18 protein-coding genes, 1 tRNA gene, 2 pseudogenes and 1 riboswitch are annotated in these 18,727 nt (G+C 34.5%); of the genes and pseudogenes, 18 read left to right on the forward strand and 3 right to left on the reverse strand.

The annotated features are described in order from the left end of the window. Nucleotides 1-828: 828 nt before the first annotated feature. Together MHI57_RS22885 and MHI57_RS22890 are read right to left on the reverse strand one after the other, a co-directional pair. A complete protein-coding gene (locus MHI57_RS22885) occupies nt 829-954 on the reverse strand; it encodes a hypothetical protein (protein ID WP_340978287.1) in 126 nt (41 codons plus the stop codon). A gap of 91 nt (nt 955-1,045) precedes the next feature. Next, nucleotides 1,046-2,394: pseudogene (locus tag MHI57_RS22890) on the reverse strand (IS3 family transposase). A 942-nt stretch (nt 2,395-3,336) separates the two neighbouring features. Here MHI57_RS22890 and MHI57_RS22895 point away from each other — a divergent pair. The 17 genes and pseudogenes from MHI57_RS22895 to MHI57_RS22975 form a co-directional block, all read left to right on the forward strand. Further along, a pseudogene (locus tag MHI57_RS22895) lies at nt 3,337-3,867 on the forward strand (DEAD/DEAH box helicase family protein); the annotation flags it as partial. Nucleotides 3,868-3,993: 126 nt separating this feature from the next. Continuing rightward, complete coding sequence (locus MHI57_RS22900; protein WP_340978690.1) at nt 3,994-4,869, forward strand: DEAD/DEAH box helicase; 876 nt, start codon at nt 3,994-3,996, stop codon at nt 4,867-4,869. An 8-nt stretch (nt 4,870-4,877) separates the two neighbouring features. Beyond that, complete coding sequence (locus MHI57_RS22905; RefSeq protein ID WP_340978288.1) at nt 4,878-5,027, forward strand: hypothetical protein; 150 nt, start codon at nt 4,878-4,880, stop codon at nt 5,025-5,027. Between the two features lie 372 nt (nt 5,028-5,399). Then, nucleotides 5,400-6,146 carry a hypothetical protein gene (locus MHI57_RS22910; protein WP_340978290.1) on the forward strand — a complete coding sequence of 249 codons (747 nt, stop codon included), beginning with the start codon at nt 5,400-5,402 and terminating at the stop codon, nt 6,144-6,146. A gap of 96 nt (nt 6,147-6,242) precedes the next feature. Further along, entirely contained in the window at nt 6,243-6,782 is a 540-nt protein-coding gene (locus MHI57_RS22915; protein ID WP_340978292.1) for a DUF262 domain-containing protein, read from the forward strand. Nucleotide 6,783: 1 nt separating this feature from the next. Next, on the forward strand, nt 6,784-7,152 hold the full coding sequence (locus MHI57_RS22920; RefSeq protein WP_340978293.1) for a hypothetical protein: 369 nt from the start codon (nt 6,784-6,786) through the stop codon (nt 7,150-7,152). Between the two features lie 272 nt (nt 7,153-7,424). Further along, on the forward strand, nt 7,425-7,988 hold the full coding sequence (locus MHI57_RS22925; RefSeq protein WP_340978294.1) for a hypothetical protein: 564 nt from the start codon (nt 7,425-7,427) through the stop codon (nt 7,986-7,988). A gap of 191 nt (nt 7,989-8,179) precedes the next feature. After that, nucleotides 8,180-8,265: riboswitch (cyclic di-GMP riboswitch) on the forward strand. A 577-nt stretch (nt 8,266-8,842) separates the two neighbouring features. Continuing rightward, nucleotides 8,843-9,328, forward strand: coding sequence for an HNH endonuclease (locus MHI57_RS22930; protein ID WP_340978297.1), 486 nt, complete (start codon nt 8,843-8,845; stop codon nt 9,326-9,328). A 109-nt stretch (nt 9,329-9,437) separates the two neighbouring features. Then, the gene (locus tag MHI57_RS22935; protein WP_340978299.1) at nt 9,438-10,403 is read left to right on the forward strand and encodes a hypothetical protein; all 966 of its coding nucleotides are present in this window, start codon (nt 9,438-9,440) and stop codon (nt 10,401-10,403) included. 160 nt (nt 10,404-10,563) lie between these two features. Next, a complete protein-coding gene (locus MHI57_RS22940) occupies nt 10,564-11,511 on the forward strand; it encodes a hypothetical protein (protein ID WP_340978301.1) in 948 nt (315 codons plus the stop codon). Beyond that, the gene (locus MHI57_RS22945) at nt 11,505-11,747 is read left to right on the forward strand and encodes a hypothetical protein (protein WP_340978303.1); all 243 of its coding nucleotides are present in this window, start codon (nt 11,505-11,507) and stop codon (nt 11,745-11,747) included. Before MHI57_RS22940 ends, MHI57_RS22945 begins: the two co-directional genes overlap by 7 nt. A 173-nt stretch (nt 11,748-11,920) precedes the next feature. Beyond that, a complete protein-coding gene (locus tag MHI57_RS22950) occupies nt 11,921-12,106 on the forward strand; it encodes a hypothetical protein (RefSeq protein ID WP_340978305.1) in 186 nt (61 codons plus the stop codon). Between the two features lie 324 nt (nt 12,107-12,430). Beyond that, nucleotides 12,431-12,501, forward strand: a tRNA-Gly gene (locus MHI57_RS22955). 337 nt (nt 12,502-12,838) lie between these two features. After that, on the forward strand, nt 12,839-13,654 hold the full coding sequence (locus MHI57_RS22960) for an ABC transporter ATP-binding protein (protein WP_095369988.1): 816 nt from the start codon (nt 12,839-12,841) through the stop codon (nt 13,652-13,654). 63 nt (nt 13,655-13,717) lie between these two features. Further along, on the forward strand, nt 13,718-14,638 hold the full coding sequence (locus MHI57_RS22965; protein ID WP_307318270.1) for an iron-hydroxamate ABC transporter substrate-binding protein: 921 nt from the start codon (nt 13,718-13,720) through the stop codon (nt 14,636-14,638). A gap of 4 nt (nt 14,639-14,642) precedes the next feature. Further along, nucleotides 14,643-15,683: a FecCD family ABC transporter permease gene (locus MHI57_RS22970; RefSeq protein WP_095369986.1), complete on the forward strand. Its 1,041-nt coding sequence runs from the start codon at nt 14,643-14,645 to the stop codon at nt 15,681-15,683. Then, on the forward strand, nt 15,680-16,687 hold the full coding sequence (locus tag MHI57_RS22975) for a FecCD family ABC transporter permease (protein ID WP_095369985.1): 1,008 nt from the start codon (nt 15,680-15,682) through the stop codon (nt 16,685-16,687). Before MHI57_RS22970 ends, MHI57_RS22975 begins: the two co-directional genes overlap by 4 nt. Before the next feature lie 124 nt (nt 16,688-16,811). Here MHI57_RS22975 and MHI57_RS22980 read toward each other — a convergent pair whose 3' ends face one another. Further along, on the reverse strand, nt 16,812-17,477 hold the full coding sequence (locus tag MHI57_RS22980) for a B3/B4 domain-containing protein (RefSeq protein ID WP_095369984.1): 666 nt from the start codon (nt 17,475-17,477) through the stop codon (nt 16,812-16,814). 87 nt (nt 17,478-17,564) lie between these two features. On the opposite strand from MHI57_RS22980, the gene queG reads away from it, so the two are divergent. Beyond that, complete coding sequence (gene queG, locus MHI57_RS22985) at nt 17,565-18,704, forward strand: tRNA epoxyqueuosine(34) reductase QueG (protein WP_340978313.1); 1,140 nt, start codon at nt 17,565-17,567, stop codon at nt 18,702-18,704. Nucleotides 18,705-18,727: the final 23 nt, after the last annotated feature.

The following is an 18,727-nucleotide window of genomic DNA, read 5'->3' on the forward strand; positions in this document are numbered from 1 at the left end:
GAAGAAGATAAATTCTGTAATTGTTAAAATATATTGGAGTAAAAATAGGGGACCAAGACAAAGAACCTTTTAAAAGTGAATAAACCGCATATAATCAAATCGTGGTTACTCCCGAAAGTTAAAGTTTTTATTATGCAGCTGATTGGCTGGATTGAGTTCGGTATTAGACTGGACTCAATCCAGCTAATTTTTCTTTAGAACGTTCATGATTCAGTAGATATATTCTTCAATCCGTCTTTTTAATTTTTAATAGCTTACTAATTCTTCCCCATAATACATTTCTTACTTTAAAATCCCAAAGTAATTCTCCACCGAAGCGCGTTATCTGCCAGGTTGCTTTTAATCGCTTTAAAACTGTTCAGTTATAGTGCAGTATGTCAAAGACAAGACAATATAGGAGGTAATTCATACAGTAAGTTTTCAATAATTCTTTGATATATAAAGAAGTTTGGCCAAATTAGACTTTATTCATAATGATTCTAATAATTCTCTCCTCAAATTGAAGCGGAGGATCGTTTCATTCATAGTTCAAAATAATAAGTAATAAGAAAAACCAAGAATTAATCCATCAAACTATCGCTAAAACAACAAATAAATTAAACTCATTGGGTTATTATAAGTAAATCGATTTGTATACACTATATATATAATTATAGAATATTAATTTAGTTTTTGAACACCCATTAAGAGTAAGGATTGAAAAAGACGAATTAGTGGCAATTAATTATTAAAAAGCTAATGTCTAAAATTAGGACCTTATTTCCTCTTTTCTTACCTAAAGGCATTTACAGAGTCTCATAAGATCCAGAAACCCCAAAATCATTGGGGTTAGGAAGCATGAATTACATCATGCCGCCCATAAGGTGAGAGTGTGTATGAGACCCCAACATCTTCATACTTGTCTAATAATCTATCAACCCTGCCTTCATTCAGTTCATTTTTATCTTCTGTCATTTGAACTATCCTCCGTATGTCACTAATAGCAAGAAGGCCGGAGCACATAGTTGAGATATATAGTGACCCCTAAAAGTTAGACACAGTTATTTCATGAGGCAACTTGTTCAAAATGAGTTCGGTATTGTACCGGACTCATTTTCAATTTTCCCTTTAACCGTTTCCTATTATAGTATTCTATATATTTTTCTAATTCTAGTTTAAAGTGGTTCACACTTTCAAATTCCTTAAAATAAAGGAATTCTGACTTCAGTATCCCAAAGAAGTTTTCCATTACAGAGTTATCGTAACAGTTACCTTTACGTGACATACTCTGTTTAATCCCTTTTGCTTGAAGCAAGTTGCGATATTGTTTCATTTGATAATGCCATCCTTGGTCGGAATGCATGAGTAATTGATGCCTTTCTGGTAAGGATTCTAATGCTTTTTCTAACATGTCCAAAACTAATGAATACGTTGGTCGAGAACCGATGGTATACGTAATAATTTCCCCATTAAATAAATCTAATACAGGCGATAGATACAGCTTTTCACCAAATAGCTTGAATTCTGTAATATCTGTTACCCATTTTTCATTCGGTGCGTCCGCACTAAATTGACGCTCTAAATGATTTGGCGCTATTTTACCGACTGTGCCTTTATAAGATTTATACCTTTTCATCCGCACTAGGCATTTTAAACCCAGCTCTTTCATGATTCGTTGAACCTTCTTATGATTTACTTTTTTCCCACGATTCACTAGCTCATCCCGAATACGACGGTAACCGTAACCACCTTCATGTTCTTCATAAATGGCTTGGATTTCTCCTTTTATATCGGTGTCTGGATCAGGTCGATTCATTCTTTTTACTAAATCATAATAGTGCTGAGTGGAATGCCAGCAAGTTTTACGAGTGACTTCACCGAATACTTATGCCTTAACTCATAGACTACTTGTGCTTTGTCTTGTTTGGTGCTTTTTCCTTGTTTTGAACTAAGGCATTCAACTTTTTTAAATACTCATTTTCCATTTCCAGTTGTTTTATTCGATTTTCTAGTGCTTCAAAAGAACTTTCAGTAGAACTTTGTTTATTTGAATCTTTTTTCATGGATAGACGCCCCTGTTCCTGTGACTGAAGGGCATCTATCCCTTGTGTTTCAAACTTTCTTTTCCATACAGCTAGAGTGGAATGCGCTGGGATATTAAAAATAGCTGCCGTTTCACATAGAGAAGTACCATTTTCAGTCATATATTGTAGTACCTCTAGTTTAAACATTTGTTTATAACTTGTACAAAAGTTTCACCAATGCCTCTGCACCATTGTAGTTGAATTGTCTTACCCATTTAACAATCGATTTGTGATCTATTCCAATAGATTTTCCAATTTCTCTGTAACTTTCTTTTCCGCTTAAATAGCGAGTCACGGCTTGTAGCTTCATTTCCGCAGTAAATTTGGACAAAAAAACTGCACCTCCAATTGTTGTAGATAGTGTCTAACAATTGGGGGGCAGTTCAATAACGTTGTGGTCTTCGCTTGTTTTGTTACGTTATTTAATTTAAATTAACCGGTTAATCAAAAATCAGTATATCTTGTGAAAACTGTTATTTTAAGTGTTAACTTAATAATTTCTCAAAAAAAGAGAAGGAACGCTCAAAAGGCATTGCTTCACTTTCAAACATAAATTGTACTAACAAATTTAGTATTTGCATTTTGTCAAAAGATATACCAATTAGTTAAAAAATGTCTAATATAGATTAGTTTGTGTAAAAAATTCGCAATATTTGTAGAAAAGGGTGTGGGGAAATTATACAATTAATAAAAGGGATTGTTAACATTAACTAACAAGGGGAATGTGAGACCCAATGATAAAGTCAAGTTATCATCATGAGGTTATTAAAAAATATCAATTCAGTAATTTATTACTTAGGGTCTGGCTTTAACACCTTATATAGTTAAGGACTGGAGAAGTGATTTATGATAAAAGTGACTATACCAGAATATATAAAAATTATTTACAAGATGCCAAGGAAAAAGAATTATTAAACAATTTATTTCTAGTCCCAAAACAATTGAAGGAAAAATATACGAAACTAGCAAAAAGTACTTTTTGTTAGAGTGTGAAGGTAGCTTATATTGCTTCACAACTGATACAAGATATATAGATGATTCTGCAACATATGTATTACTCATAAATAATATTAATTTAGTTGAAGGAATAAAAGACCAAAAAATTGACGTATTACGATGGTTAAGGCATCCAAATGATCAAATTAATGATACGAGTCAAGGTATTCTAAAAAGTTGGAAGGATCAATTCAATTTTAAAGAAGAAGTATTTGAGGATGATATAAAAGGACTAAGAAGACCACAAATTGCCGCATTATATTCTATTCTTAGTCATATGAAAGTTTCTAAGGAAATTGCAACAGTTGTAATGCCAACAGGAACAGGAAAGACAGAAACGATGATGTCCACTATGATATCAGCTCAATGTGAACGCTTGTTGGTAACAGTACCAAGTGATGCTCTTAGAACTCAGATATCTGATAAGTTTATTACATTAGGTCTTTTAAAAGATTTTGGAATAGTAGGAAATAGATCAAAATACCCTAAAGTTGGAATTATCTATGAAGGGTTTAAAGAATTGGAATAATTTGAACTATTTATTAATAATTGTAATGTTATAGTTACAACAATGCAGTTATTAGCATCGATGAATGAAGAGATGAAGAATATGTTATCGAATAAGTTAACTAATGTGTTTATCGATGAGGCTCATCATGTTAAAGCAAAAACATGGGAATCTTTCCGTAAAGTTTTTGACAATAGAAAAATAGTTCAATTTACAGCCACTCCATTTAGAAACGACGGCAAAAATTTAGATGGCAAGATTATATTTAATTTTCCTCTAAGTGAAGCACAAAAGGACGGTTATTTTACCAAGATTGAATTTATACCTGTAAAAGAATATAATAGTCAAAAAGCGGATGTCTTAATTGCAGAAGAGGCGGTTAAGAGACTAGAAGTTGATATCAGTAAAGGATTACCACATATTCTTATGGCTCGTTGTGAAAATAAAAGAAGAGCTGATTCTGTGTATCAAATATATTTAAAATATAAACATTTAGATCCAGTATTGATATATTCAAATATTGAGAATGAGAAGACTATCCTCGAGAATATTAAACAAAAGAAACATCGTGTAATAGTTTGTGTAGATATGCTAGGAGAAGGCTTTGATTTACCAGAATTAAAAGTGGCTGCACTACATGATATAAAGAAAAGCTTACCTATTACATTGCAATTTACAGGAAGGTTTACTAGGACTAAACACGATAAAGAATTAGGTAGTGCAGCATTTATAGCAAATATTGCTGACTTAAATGTATCTAGTGCTTTAGAAGATTTGTATAGTAGCGATGCTGATTGGAATGAACTATTATCTAACTTTAGTAGCGCTAGTATTGAAAATGAAGTTAATTATAAAGAATTCTTAGAAGGCTTCAGTAATTTAAACTCATCCATCTTTTCTTTTCAAAATATTAAATCACAATTAAGTACAGTGGTTTATAAAAGTAAAACAGAATATTGGTATCCTAAATCTTTGAAAATCCAGTTTTTAGAAAACCCTAATCTTGAATATGCCTTCTTCGACCTGAATGAAAGTGAAAATGTTGTTGTTATCGTTTATGCAAGGAGAAATATGTTAGATTGGCTTAGTGATAAAAATGCCTTCAATCTAACTTGGAGTTTATTAATTCTCATTTGGGAACCTAAGCTGAACTTGCTTTTTATTAATAGCTCTGATAACGACAGTTTGTTTAAAGAATTAGCAGAAATTGTAGTGAAAGATCCAGTTTTAATTAATCAAATGGATGTCTTTAAAGCATTACATAATATTAAACGTATTAAGTTACAAAATGTAGAGACATAAGATATCGGATGAGCGTGGGCAGTGATATAGGTGAAGCATTGCCACTAACCGAAAAGCAACGTAGTCAGAAAGCGTATATAGTAGGTGCTGGATATGAAGGTGGAAATCCTGTAAATATAGGTGTTTCTTACAAGGGAAGAATATGGACAAAGTTGTAAGGAAATATAAAACACTTTAAAGATTGGTGTATTAATGTTGGGGAGAAATTAATAAATCCAACTATTGATGCAAACGAAATTTTAAAGGAATGTCTAGTTCCTACTATGATCTTAGAAATGCCAAAGATAGTCCCTATAAGTATTGATTGGGATTATGAGATTTATAGCGAGGCAGAAACTAAATGTGAATTTAAATATGGAAAATCTTCTTCATTTAATGTAGGTGAAGTTGACCTATCAATTGAAAACTATAATGTAGGGTCAGAAATAATCATATCTTTACGATCCGATATCTTTACGATCCCTATTAGATATACTATTTTTAACAGAACTGAATCAGAGCCGCATTATCCTGATTTTTAATTTGAAATTTTGCCAGATGAACATGTTGAAGTACATTTTGGAACAAGAAAATGTTCTTTAATACAATTTTTAGACAAATATAACCCAACTATATGGTTTGCTGATGGTTCAGCTCTAACTGGAAATGAGTATGTCAAATTAAGACATGATATAAATTTATATGACAGTGAGTTACTTATTTCCCATAATTGGTCAAACACAGATATCTCAAAGGAATCACAACAGGTTAATCCTATTCGGACTGATTCTATACAATATCAATTTATTGAGAAGCTGAAATCAGAAGATTTTCATATTATTTACGATGATGATGGTAGTGGGGAAATTGCAGACGTTCTGACTATTAAGGAAGAGGACAACACTTTAAAGATTCAAATGTATCACTTAAAGTATGCTAAGGGTGGGAAAATTTCTAATGACATAGGTAATCTATACGAGGTTTGTGGACAAGCTCAAAAGTCAACACATTGGAAATATAAAGATGGAAGAGAGTTCTTTAAGCATCTCTTGAGAAAAAAAGTAAAACATCATAATAAGTTATCCTGTAGTCGTATTGTTAAAGGTTCAGAAGAAGAATTAGAGATTCTAAAAGATAAAGCTAAACAAAGAATCCCTATGTCTTATGAGATATTTATTGTTCAGCCAAGTATTTCTAAAAGCAATGTTAATGAAGATATTTTAAACCTATTAGGAGTGACTGAGAATTATATTAAAGAAACGACGAGTATTGATTTAAAAGTAATTTGTAGTGCCTAATTTATTAGTAGCACTCTGTTATATTTTTATTACTGAAGGCAATAAGTATTCTAATAATATATCAAATTTAGAAACAAGCACCAAGGAGGATGATTTATGAGTAAGCTAATAGACAATTGCATAACAATTTTTGAAGCATTGCAGAATATCAAGAATGGTAAATATGTAATGCAAGCATTCCAAAGACAATATGTTTGGAGCATGGAACAAATAGAGAAACTGTGGGACTCTATCTTGTTGGACTATCCGATTGCAACTTTCTTGTTCTGGCGTGTTGATGATTCTAATGTTACGTGGGATACATATTTTTGTAATTTTCTATCAGACGTAACTTTTGATAGTAGAAAGACTGCGGATAGTGTTAATTATGAATTAACAAGCATAAATGTGAAGAATACAAATACTGCAATCCTTGATGGACAACAAAGGTTAACCTCTTTATTCTTATCGTTGTTTGGCGAGGCAAATATACGTCCTAAAAATGCTAGAAAAAATAGTGGGAGCATAATCCGTACTAAACTTTTGATTGAATTAAATAAGAATAAGATAACAATAGATGAAGAAGAGTATAACAGTAAAAAATACGATATTAAGTTCAGTGATAAAATAGGAAAATTAAGCCCATACTCAGTTTGAATTGAAAGATATACTTAGTGAAAATTTCCAAAAGGAAGCCACAAGAGAAACAGCGATTGAGGAAGCAATTGCTAATGTTCCAACTGATAGCAAAGAATACGCAAGAAACATTTTGCAGTTATTATATAATAAGATTTTTATAGCAAAGCTCGTTAGATATACTGAGATTACAGACATGAAACAAGATGATGCTCTTGAAATGTTTGTTAGATTTAATAGTGGTGGAAAACCACTTCGCAAATCGGAAATTACGATGTCAATTCTAGAGGCATATTGGCCGAGTGCGAGAAGCGAGTTTGGTAAAATTCTTGTCGATTCATATGAGAAATACGATACGGACTTTATAATTCGTTCAGCCTTGATGTTATAAAATCAAATATTAACAAAGGTATTGCAGAGACTTTAAAAAATGATTGGAGCGAATTCAAAAGAGCGCTAACAAACTTAGAGAGGTTACTTCATGAGTTGAAAATAGATGTTAGACATTTTTCAAGTAGTTGGAACGTTCTGCTACCGATAATATACTACTACATTTATTATAATCCCGAATATAGCAATAATATAAATGCGGTTCGTGTATATTTACTTAGAGCAATATTTTTCACTTATTTCCAATCTGGTACTACAGGAAAGCTACAACAAATGAAAAGTTATATTAACAGCTTTGATCATGAAATCACTATCGAAATGCTTGATCAAATCAATGATTTGAGAATAACTGAAGGCAAAACAGAGGATGTCCTTAACTCAGAAAAAGGAAGCAGGGTTGCTGGGGAAGTTCTATATTATTTGAGTCTTGATTGGAGAAATAAAAGATTTAAATATGAACAAGACCATCTTCATCCGGCCAGTCGCTTTGATAATAGTAAACCTCATACGATTTCAATGGATGAATGGAGAAAATGGAGAAGTATGCGAAATAAACTTCCTAATCTTCATCTACTTGAAGGAAGAAGTAATGGTAGCAAAAATGATATGAGGCTTATTGATTATTACAACGATATGAATGATGAACAAAAGGCAAGATTTCATGAAGAAGCAATCATTTCAAACGATGTTTCACTTGAATTTGAAGATTTTGAAAAGTTTTATGAAATGCGCAAGGAAATCCTTACAACGGAGATTCGTGCGTTGCTGGGTGATATGAGGTCTATAAAGCCATTGAAATACGTACGAAGTGTAAGAAATTACACACTTCCTTCTTAGTGTCTGTACGGAGTATGTATAAAAATTTAATTTAGCTATGGAAATAATCAAAAGTGCGAAATGGAATATTATCGCACTTTTTTGGATATATATGGATATTTTTTGTGTTTTAATATCAAAACTCTTACAAAAAATGACAAAATTTTTAATGGTTAGATAGTAATATATTTATAAGAAATTTGAACTTTAAATATTGAAAAAGGCAAACTTATCGAAATGTAAGGACGCAAAGCTACGAGTCTAAAGTCCTGTAGGATATGATAGTCGGGTTGCCAAAGACAGTAATATTAGTTTGTCTGGCTATTCCGATTGTATATGGATAGCTTTTTTAATAAATTAAAGTATAACAATTTAAAAATACAAATTTGAATAATAGTTGTCTAATAGATTAGTTTATTAAATTATGCTTGTAGAATGCTGTCATTAATAATGGGGAATAAAGAATGAGTTTATTTTGAACAATTGGAAAAGGTGTTGGAACTGTCGGTGGAGGGGTTATTGGTGGCACTGTTAAAGTAGCTAGAAAAGCTGTAGGAAGTAAATGGAAAGGCTCTGGTGAATGGTTAGAGGAAGTTGGAGAAAGTGTTCAATCCGCTTCTAAAATAGCTTTAGAAAATGCAGGACAGTTTGTTGATGGTGCGGTACAAGGTACATATGGTGCTATTAAAAAAGATGAGAATTATAAACAAAAGGGATTAAATGATATAAAGGATTCAGCAGGTAAAACGATAAAGGGAATTGGTTCTGCCCTAAAATACACTGTTAATAATGCTGGAAGCACCTATAAAGGATTTACAAGCGGAGATAAAGAGCAAGCAATAAAAGGGTTGAAGAATCTTGGAAAAGTAGTATCTGTGTCAGGCCATGCTATTGGTATAGTAGATTTAGTAGATGGGGCAGATATTGTTGAAGCAGAGGAAATTGAAACTAGAAATGATCATTTAAACTGGTATGAACATCCAGAAACAGGAGTAGCTTTTGTTGAAAAAACAGTTGATCTACCTAATGGACAAGTTATTGGAGGTACATTCCCTATATTTGATGAAACCTTCAATGTCGTGATTATGGAAAAATTGTATTTAGAAAGTGATGATGTACACTTTAAAGTAGCTAATGATACATTGCTTCAAGGTATTTCAGAGAATCCAAACCTTGCCAATGAACTAGGTTTCTCACAAGCTGATATTCAAGGTCTTGCAGACGGACGAACACCTGAAGGATACACTTGGCATCATAATGAGGAACCGGGTGTTTTGCAGTTAGTAGATGAAGAGACTCATGCTCAAACTGCACATACAGGTGGGAGAGCAATTTGGGGCGGTGGAAGTGAAAACCGTTAATACTATAAAGAAATTATGCCTAAAAGGATTAAGCTAGCTTAATAAATAAATTTAAAGAGAAAGACTTTATATTTTGACCTTGTATCTATAAGAATAGGAGAGATATTTAATGTTAAATAGCTCATTAAAAAAAGAAGCGGTAAGAAAACTACAAAATGCTGTATATAAATATGAGAAACCCTCTAAGGAATTACAAAATAATGCAATTAAATTACATAATGTAAGAACTTATGCAGAAGATGTAATTCAAAAAGTAGAAGATTATATAAATACTTTGGCTAATACTCCAAAGGAGTTTGACAAAACCTTCGAAGAAGTCCATGTAAATCTTGCAAGCTTCAAGGCACTTAGCGAAACCTCATATGATGAGAAAGAAATGATTAAGTTAGCATGTGGAGGTACAGCAGCGGGTGTTGCAGCAGGAGTAGCTACAGCGGCACTTGCTCCAACAGCAGCAATGGCGATTGCTACTACTTTTGGAACTGCATCAACAGGAGCAGCTATTTCTGGTTTATCAGGAGCAGCAGCTACTAATGCGGCTTTAGCTTGGTTAGGTGGTGGAGCTTTAGCTGCAGGTGGTGGCGGAATGGCCGGGGGAAGTGCCTTACTAGCATTAGCAGGTCCTATTGGTTGGGGGATTGGTGCAGCTAGTTTAGCGGCAGGTGGTTTCTTTGCAAGTAAAAAGAATAAGGAAGCGGCCATCAAAGCAGATAAGGAACGAGTTGAAATTGTAAAGTCTACTAGAGTTCTTGATGCTACATCTAAAGAGATTACCAATTTAAAATCTACTACACAAACATTGGCTACGAACTTAGAGCAAAGTTTGATTGCATTTATTAGTAAAACGAAAAATGTAAAGTCTTTCACAGCTTTTTCACAGGATGAACGTAATTTAATAAGAGCCATAATCAATAACACAGAAAGCTTGGTAAGTAAGATGTCCACAAATGTTTGGAAAGACCAAATAACTGCAGCTGGAGTGGATGGGTTTAACCAATGGCAAAGTCTATCCATCGCTAAACAGTTAGATCAAATCGTAAAGAAAAATTGGTTAATTAGCAACAGCAAAATATAAATTTTGAAACTGCATTGAAACATATGTTCCCTCAGAGCCAAAGAATATACTAAGTTCTGAACAAACGAAACATGGCGAAGTAGCAGAACATCTAGAAGTTAATGTTCGAAATGCTTGGGCGGCCTTAAAAGGTCAAAGTGAAGTTGCTACATTTGATGGAGTGGCTCGTACTGCACCAGAGGACTTCATATTAGATGGTATAAAGTATCAATCTAAATTTATCAATGTTTCAAATAACACACTTAAACATATACTTGATCATTATGGTAAGTATCAAGATAGTTCCATGAATAACTCTATACCAAAAGATCAATATAAGGTTATTGAAGCTATTAGATCAGGCCAAAATCCTAGTAACTTAAACGATAAATCGATTCGTGCCATTCTTCAAAAGGTAGAAGAACTAGAGCGTCAGACAGGTAGAAGTTTTCAAGAAATCGTAAAACCGTCTGTTTCAAATTATAGTGAAGCTCAATTAGGTACAGCTTGGGAAACGGTATCAAAACATCAGGACCAAATTGTTGACGAGAATCAAAAAATTCAAGATGAAATTCAAAAAGATGCAAGTGAAAAAACAAAATCTATTGAGGCTAAAAAAGGACCTTCAATTGGTGAAGGAGTTAAAGTTGCTGGTACAGCAGCAGCCATTGCAGCTTCGTTAAATACAAATACAGTAATTTATACTAAGGTGAAAAATGGGAAAAAAATTCAGGATTTTAATAAAGATGATTGGAAGGAAGTCGGTATAAGGTCTGCAGGTGCAGGTGCCAAAGGTGGTGTTACTGCTGGGAGTATATACGCTTTAACTAATTTAACCTCTCTGTCAGCTCCGTTTGCAGGTGCTGTTACAAGTGCAACCATGGGGTTATCATCTTTACTTGCGGATTTAAATAAGCACCAAATCTCTATGGATGAATTTGTCACACAAGGTCAAATCCTTTGTATTGAAGCAGGTATTGCAGCTACAGGTGGAGCAATAGGACAAATGCTAATACCTATTCCAGTATTAGGCTCTGTTATTGGTACAGTTACAGCAAATTTCGTCTGGGGATTTGCAAAAGACAAATTAGGCACGAGAGAACAGGAATTAAAGAAAAGAAAATGCTAGATTCCTACACAGAATCTATTATTTTAGTAAAGGTAGATAAAGCGTATCAGGACATTAATTCTAAAATAAACACAAAATATGCTCATTATAATTCACTTATTGAAGCAGCGTTCGATGTTCATGTAAATTCAGCCGTTCTAGCTGCTGCTTCAGTAAATTTAGCAGTTGAGTTAGGTGTGCATGAGCAAAAAATCTTAAAAAATGATGCTGATTTAGATGCTTTTTTCTTATGGTAATAAGATTAATGAAATTCGTAATATTTAAATAGCCTTGGTGAAAGACAAAATGATTTATAGATTTGGTTTATTTCTTCTTAATATTTTTCAATAGAAAGGAAGAAGCATTTGGAGAAAAAATTGAATTTTTATATGAAGGCAACAAAATAAGTTATGAAGAAGATGGCATGGGTATGAAGCTTTTGATTAATGGTGTCTTTCAAGATAAACATATCTTCGTGACTCCATTTGGTACATCAATGAAAGGAAAACTAGAAGACAAAAAAGTTGAAGTGATTTGTGAAAGTAGGTTGTTATACTATTTGACTGAATTACATATAGACAATAAATTAGTTGAATCAAGAAAAACTTTAACATGATTGAAGCTGTATTAGATCTTAATTTATCTTTTAAATGCTAACAAATTGCTAACGCAATCCCATAAAAAACGGTAAATCCCGTTAAAGATGTTACAGTAAATAATATCCAAAACGTTGACTTACCGCACTTTTTGCACCTCATGTTAACAATATTACACTCTAGCAGACTACTGGCGGCATGATGTAATACAATAAAACGAAAAGTCATCTCGTTAAATAATTTACAAACGTAAAAATCATTTACACAAATTTTACACAAACTCATCACGAGTCATTGTAAAATCAGTGTTTATCAAACTTCTTATATCCCGACCACCGGTATTTGCGGGTGTAGTTTAGTGGTAAAACCTCAGCCTTCCAAGCTGATGATGAGGGTTCGATTCCCTTCACCCGCTTATATGGAAGTAAAGGACTGTAGACAATCTCTATTTATTAGCAGATTGTCTACAGTTTTTTTAGTTGAAGTGATTAGTTTTGTTGTTTTTTACTAACCTTAACGAAGTGCATAATGAGTGAAGAGAATGGATGAAAGGCTTCAGTAACGAGAAATGCATTCTCCTTAAAAAATATATGCAGAATACAGGTTGGTTAACAAGAAATATGGTGGAAATGAAAACTTTTCGTATTGATGGTTGACAGGATAGCTTTTATTAGATAAAATTTTCTTTGAAGTTGATAATCATTATCAATGACATGATGATGATCTAAAATGTTCGGATGGAGTGAATGACCTTGTCTAGATTATTTACTGAAGACTTAAGAATTGCATACGGTGATAGAGAGATTGTGAAGAACTTAAACATGATGATACCAGACGGTGAGATTACGGCTATTATTGGGCCGAATGGTTGTGGTAAATCGACTGTCTTAAAGACGATTGCAAGAATTATCCAAGCCAAAGCTGGGTCTGTATATCTTGATGGAAAGCAAATCAGTAAGGAATCGACAAAAGCGATTGCACAAAAAATGGCCATTCTTCCTCAATCTCCTGATGCTCCTGAAGGCTTAACGGTTTCAGAGCTAGTATCTTATGGAAGATTTCCATATCAAAAGGGTATGGGGAGATTAACAGCAAAAGATCGCCAGGTGATAGATTGGGCACTCCAAGTAACAGGAATTGCAGAATTTAAAGATAGAGAAGTAGATGCATTGTCTGGTGGACAGCGGCAAAGAGTATGGATCGCGATGGCTTTGGCTCAAGAGACTGATATAATCTTATTAGATGAGCCGACTACATATTTAGATATGTGTCATCAATTGGAAGTATTAGAACTGTTAAAAGAGCTTAATCAGTTAGAAAATAGAACAATTGTTATGGTTATTCATGATTTAAACCATGCAGCAAGGTTTGCTGATTATTTAATTGCTATGAGAGCAGGCAAAATTATTAAAAATGGTGCTGCGAAGGAAGTTATGAATAAGCAGATTTTAAGAGAAGTATTTAATATTGATGCAGAAATTGGTATTGATCCACGTACACAAAAACCAATCTGCTTAACTTATGATTTAATTGATAGTAGGATGGTAGTTCAAGAGCAAGTCGTTTAATGATTTGCTTCTTTTTTTGACTATAATTGAGAATGATTATTATTTTAAAGGTGGATGGAGAACTTGAAAAAGCAATTGGTATTTTTATTTTTTATTCTATTATTAGTTTTAACAGCTTGCGGAAATGGTGGGAATGAATCGTCAGGTGAAGGCAGTAAGGAAACGGAAAAAGAAACATTTACATATAAATCAGAAAATGGAGAAATGGAGTTACCAGCTAATCCTGAAAGAGTAGCATCTATGGCTTACACTGGTAATGTTCTATCATTAGGGATTACGCCAGTAGCAATAGATGAGTGGTCTAAAGCGAACAAATTTTATGGTGATAAACTGAAAGATTCTGAAGTCATTACAGCAGATAATGTAGAGAAATTATTAGAATTAGAACCAGATTTAATTATTGCATATTCAACTGACGAAAATTTAGATAAATACAAAGAAATCGCGCCAACCGTCACATTAACTTATGAAAAATATGGCTATTTAGATCAACACCTTGAAATAGGTAAGGTGTTAGGAAAAGAGCAGGAAGCACAAGCATGGGTGGAAGAGTGGAAAGAAAAGACAGCTGCTGAAGGTGAGAAAGTAAAAGAGGCAATTGGTGATGATGCGACTATTATGGTATTTGAGACATTTGGTAAAGACATGTATGTGTATGGTGAGAACTGGGGACGCGGAACAGAAATCATTTATCAAGCACTTGGTTTAAAAGCACCTAAAGCGGTAGAAGAAGAAGTATTTGGACCAGGGTACTTAGCTATATCTTCAGAAGTCATACCAAAATATGCTGGAGATTATATTTTCCTAGGAGATGGACAAGGAGCCGATAATTCCTTTACTGAAACAGATGTTTGGAAAGGCATCCCAGCAGTGGAAAATGACCGCGTGTTTACATTTGACTCTTCTTCTTTCTATTTCAATGATCCCATTTCATTGGAAGAAGAATTAGCATTTATCGTTGAAAATTTACTTGGGGCTAAGTAATATAATGAAAAATAATACTTTTAATGAAGCAAAGGAAAAGAAAATATATGCACGTCCTGCAATTGCTTCTATTATTCTAGCACTAAGCTGCCTACTTTTAGTAGGTAGCTTAGTTTTGGCTATTTCGGTTGGAGCAGCGAGTATTTCATTTGCAGATGTTTGGCAAGCTGTATTTGCTTATGAACAAGGAAACGAAGACCACCAAATTATAAGAAGTATACGATTACCTCGTGAGCTAGGAGCTGCTGTTGTCGGCGCGGCTTTTGCTGTTAGTGGTGCCATTATGCAAGGAATGACAAAAAACCCTTTAGCAGATCCGGGTTTACTAGGTTTAAATGCAGGTGCAAGTTTAGGACTAGCGATTGCCTTCTCGTATGTAGGCAATACAAATTATATGATTATTATGTTATTCTCATTTATTGGAGCAGGGATTGCTGCTTGCTTAGTATTTGGATTTAGCGCAATGAAAAGAGGTGGGATGAGTCCACTAAAAATAACGTTAGCTGGTGCGGCAGTTACTGCATTTCTTTCATCGATTGGAGAAGGGATAGCACTTATAAATAAATTATCACAAAGTATTGCCTTTTGGACTGCTGGTGGCGTTTCAGGAACAACATGGGCACAGTTGCAAATTGTTACACCTACAGTACTTTTCGGTATTATAATTGCCATCATGCTCTCAAGAAGTTTGACTGTATTAAGCTTTGGAGAAGATGTGGCTAAAGGCTTAGGGCAAAGAACTTTTATTGTTAAGGCTGTGCTCATGACGGTTGTTCTTATATTAGCAGGTGCCGCGGTTTCTCTTGTTGGGGCGATTGCTTTTGTTGGTTTATTAATTCCTCATATCGTGAGATTTTTAGTCGGTACGGATTATAGATGGATTATTCCGTGTTCAGCCGTAATAGGTAGTGTGTTTTTAGTTTTAGCCGATACGGCAGCAAGAATGGTTAATCCTCCTTTTGAAACACCAATGGGAGCAATTGTAGCAATACTTGGCCTACCTTTCTTCTTGTACCTTGCAAGAAAGGGGAGATCATTAATATGATTAGTGCCCGCCACTTTAAACGTTCAATTATTATCATTATCTCGACGTTCGTGTTACTATTGCTTATCTTTACAATTAGTGTAGCAACAGGATTTGCCTCTTTAAGTCCCGATCGTCTTTTGCCAACATTACTTGGTAATGGAACGGCGAAGGAAAACCTGATTTTATTTACCTTTAGATTGCCGAGGATACTGATTGCGGTGCTCGCAGGCATGGGTTTAGCTTTGTCGGGGGCAATATTACAGAGTATTACGAGGAACCCGTTAGCAGATCCGGGAATACTAGGAATTAATTCAGGTGCCGGTTTGTTTGTCGTTTTCTTTGTTTTGTTATTTGGAAATAGTACAGGCAATCATTTATATTTGTTGCCACTATTCGCTTTAATTGGAGGATTAATTACCGCTATATTCATTTACCTTCTCTCTTACAAGAGAGGGGAGGGCATTCAACCTGGTAGAATGCTTTTAGTTGGTGTAGGATTAGCTGCTGCTATAAATGGTGCATTGTTAACTCTTGCTTCTAAAATGGCTAGAGAAGAGTATGATTTCTTCGCCAACTGGGCTGCAGGGAGAATATGGGGAGATGATTGGTTATTTGTCTTTGCTCTCCTTCCTTGGCTTGCAATATTAATCCCGTTCATTTACTTTAAATCAAATACGCTAAATACGATGGCTTTAAATGAAGAGCTTTCTGTAGGTCTTGGAGTTAAAACGAATAAGGAAAGGTATATACTGTTATTGGCTTCCGTGGCCTTGGCAGCTGCGTCAGTATCCGTTAGTGGTGGTATAGCATTTATCGGTTTGTTAGCACCCCATATTGCAAGAAGCTTAGTCGGTCCTAGACATCAGTTGTTTTTGCCTGTTGCGGCAATGTTTGGGGGCTTACTTTTACTTTCAGCAGATACGGTTGGCAGAGTTTTACTTGATACGATTGGCATACCAGCGGGAGTAATTGTATCATTTATTGGGGCGCCGTATTTTCTATATTTAATGGCTAAGAAATAATAGACTTAAAAATCGAACAAAATAAGAGTGAAATGCACCCCACTTGCTAGACACAATCTAACAAGTGGGGTGCATTTTTTCTATAGCCAAATTTAATGCTGTAGAAAAATAGGATATTATTTTTTTAAACTATTACCTCAACTTGACCATTACCTCCATGAACTTGGATAAACATATCTTTTAGTGAGTTGAGCAGTGCTTGTGCCTCAACTGTTTCAATTGAATGTCTTAAAAAGACGACTTGTAATGCATTGGTTGTCTGTTCATTAACATTTGTTCTAGTAGAATCTACAAATGGACTACCAAATGGCCCAAGTGAATCACTTAAAATAATTAAGTTTTTTAGTGAATTATCACGTCCGTTTAATCCTCCGTAAACTTCTCCATCAGCTCCGATTCTCACATCAATATTTCCGTTGATACAATCTAAATCGTATATGCCAATCGGGACTTCGTATTTTAATGAGAAAAAATTATTAATATCAGCGGCACTGTTGATGCTCTGTAGGTAGTTCTGTTTTTTAATTCTTCGATACATTGCTTCAGCAGAATGACGATATTTGTTGGGGTCTTTACCTGTTTGTTTGAAAATACTTCGCCATTCTTTTATCCCTGCAAATTCAGTTATATTCTTTTCTTCAAGATCAAAAAATAATGACTCTTGAAAGAGTTGTAAGCGGCCCTTTACCATTTGGGGAGAACCTGATATAGTGATATGATTGTATGTAATGATGCCTATTTTGAATTGAGGGAATAAGGTCTTTAAATCTTTTGAAATGTTGATTACCAATGTTTACACCTCCTGATTTTATAATAACTAGTTTATCATGAGAGGGAAGATGAATCACATGGAAAACCAAGGAGGAGTGAATAATCCTTGAATATAGCTGAACTAAAAGAAGAAATCATTCGCTATAGTAAGACGATTGGAATAGATAAGATTGGATTTACCACTGCATCAACTTTTGATGGTTTGCGGAATAGATTAATGAAACAACAAGAGCTCGGATACCAATCAGGTTTTGAAGAGCCTGATATAGAAAAGAGAGTCAACCCTGCGTTATTGATGGATCAACCGATGTCGATTATTAGTATTGCCCTAGCTTATCCAACAAAGATGAGAGAGCGCGTAGTGAGTAAACCGGGTGAGAGAAGAGGTATTTTTTGCCGTGCTTCTTGGGGAGATGACTATCATTTAGTGTTGAAGGATCGTCTAAGTAAGTTAGAAGCCTACTTGGAAGAGCTTGTTCCTGATGTCCGATTTACATCAATGGTCGATACAGGTGCTTTATCTGACCGTGCTGTAGCTGAGCGAGCGGGTATAGGGTGGAGTGGAAAGAATTGTTCTATCTTTACACCTGAATTCGGCTCTTACGTCTATTTAGGTGAAACCATCACAAATATTCCTTTTGAACCGGACGAGCCACTAGAGTCAAAGTGTGGGACTTGTACGAAATGTATTGATGCTTGTCCTACAGGTGCACTCGTTCAAGGCGGGCAACTAAATGCGCAACGTTGTATTTCCTTTATTACGCAAACAAAAGGATTTATGCCCGATGAGTTTCGCGAAGAATTAGGGAATCGAATTTATGGCTGTGATACTTGTCAAACGATTTGTCCAGAAAATAAAGGCAAGGATTTTCATTTTCATGAAGAAATGGAGCCAGATTCAGAAATTGTCAAACCTTTGTTAAAACCGATACTTCATATGAGCAATAGAGAGTTTAAGGAGAAGTTTGGTCGTCTTTCTGGTTCGTGGAGAGGGAGGAAACCTATTCAGAGAAATAGTATTATCGCTCTAGCTCATTTTAAGGATGAATCAGCTGTGGGAGATTTAATCATGTTAATGAAAAAAGACCCACGACCAGTAATTAGAGGAACAGCAGCATGGGCATTAGGGAAAATTGGAGGCGAAGAGGCAGAAAAAGCTTTACAAGCAATGCAAGCTACAGAAGAGGATCATGAAGTCCAACAAGAAATCGAAAAAGGTTTAAAGATGTTTAATCCTATTATGTAGTATGTGAGAAAGTAATGCGATTA

Origin of the sequence: Cytobacillus sp. FSL K6-0129 (genome assembly GCF_038007625.1) — a bacterium.
GTDB lineage: Bacteria > Bacillota > Bacilli > Bacillales > Cytobacillaceae > Cytobacillus > Cytobacillus kochii.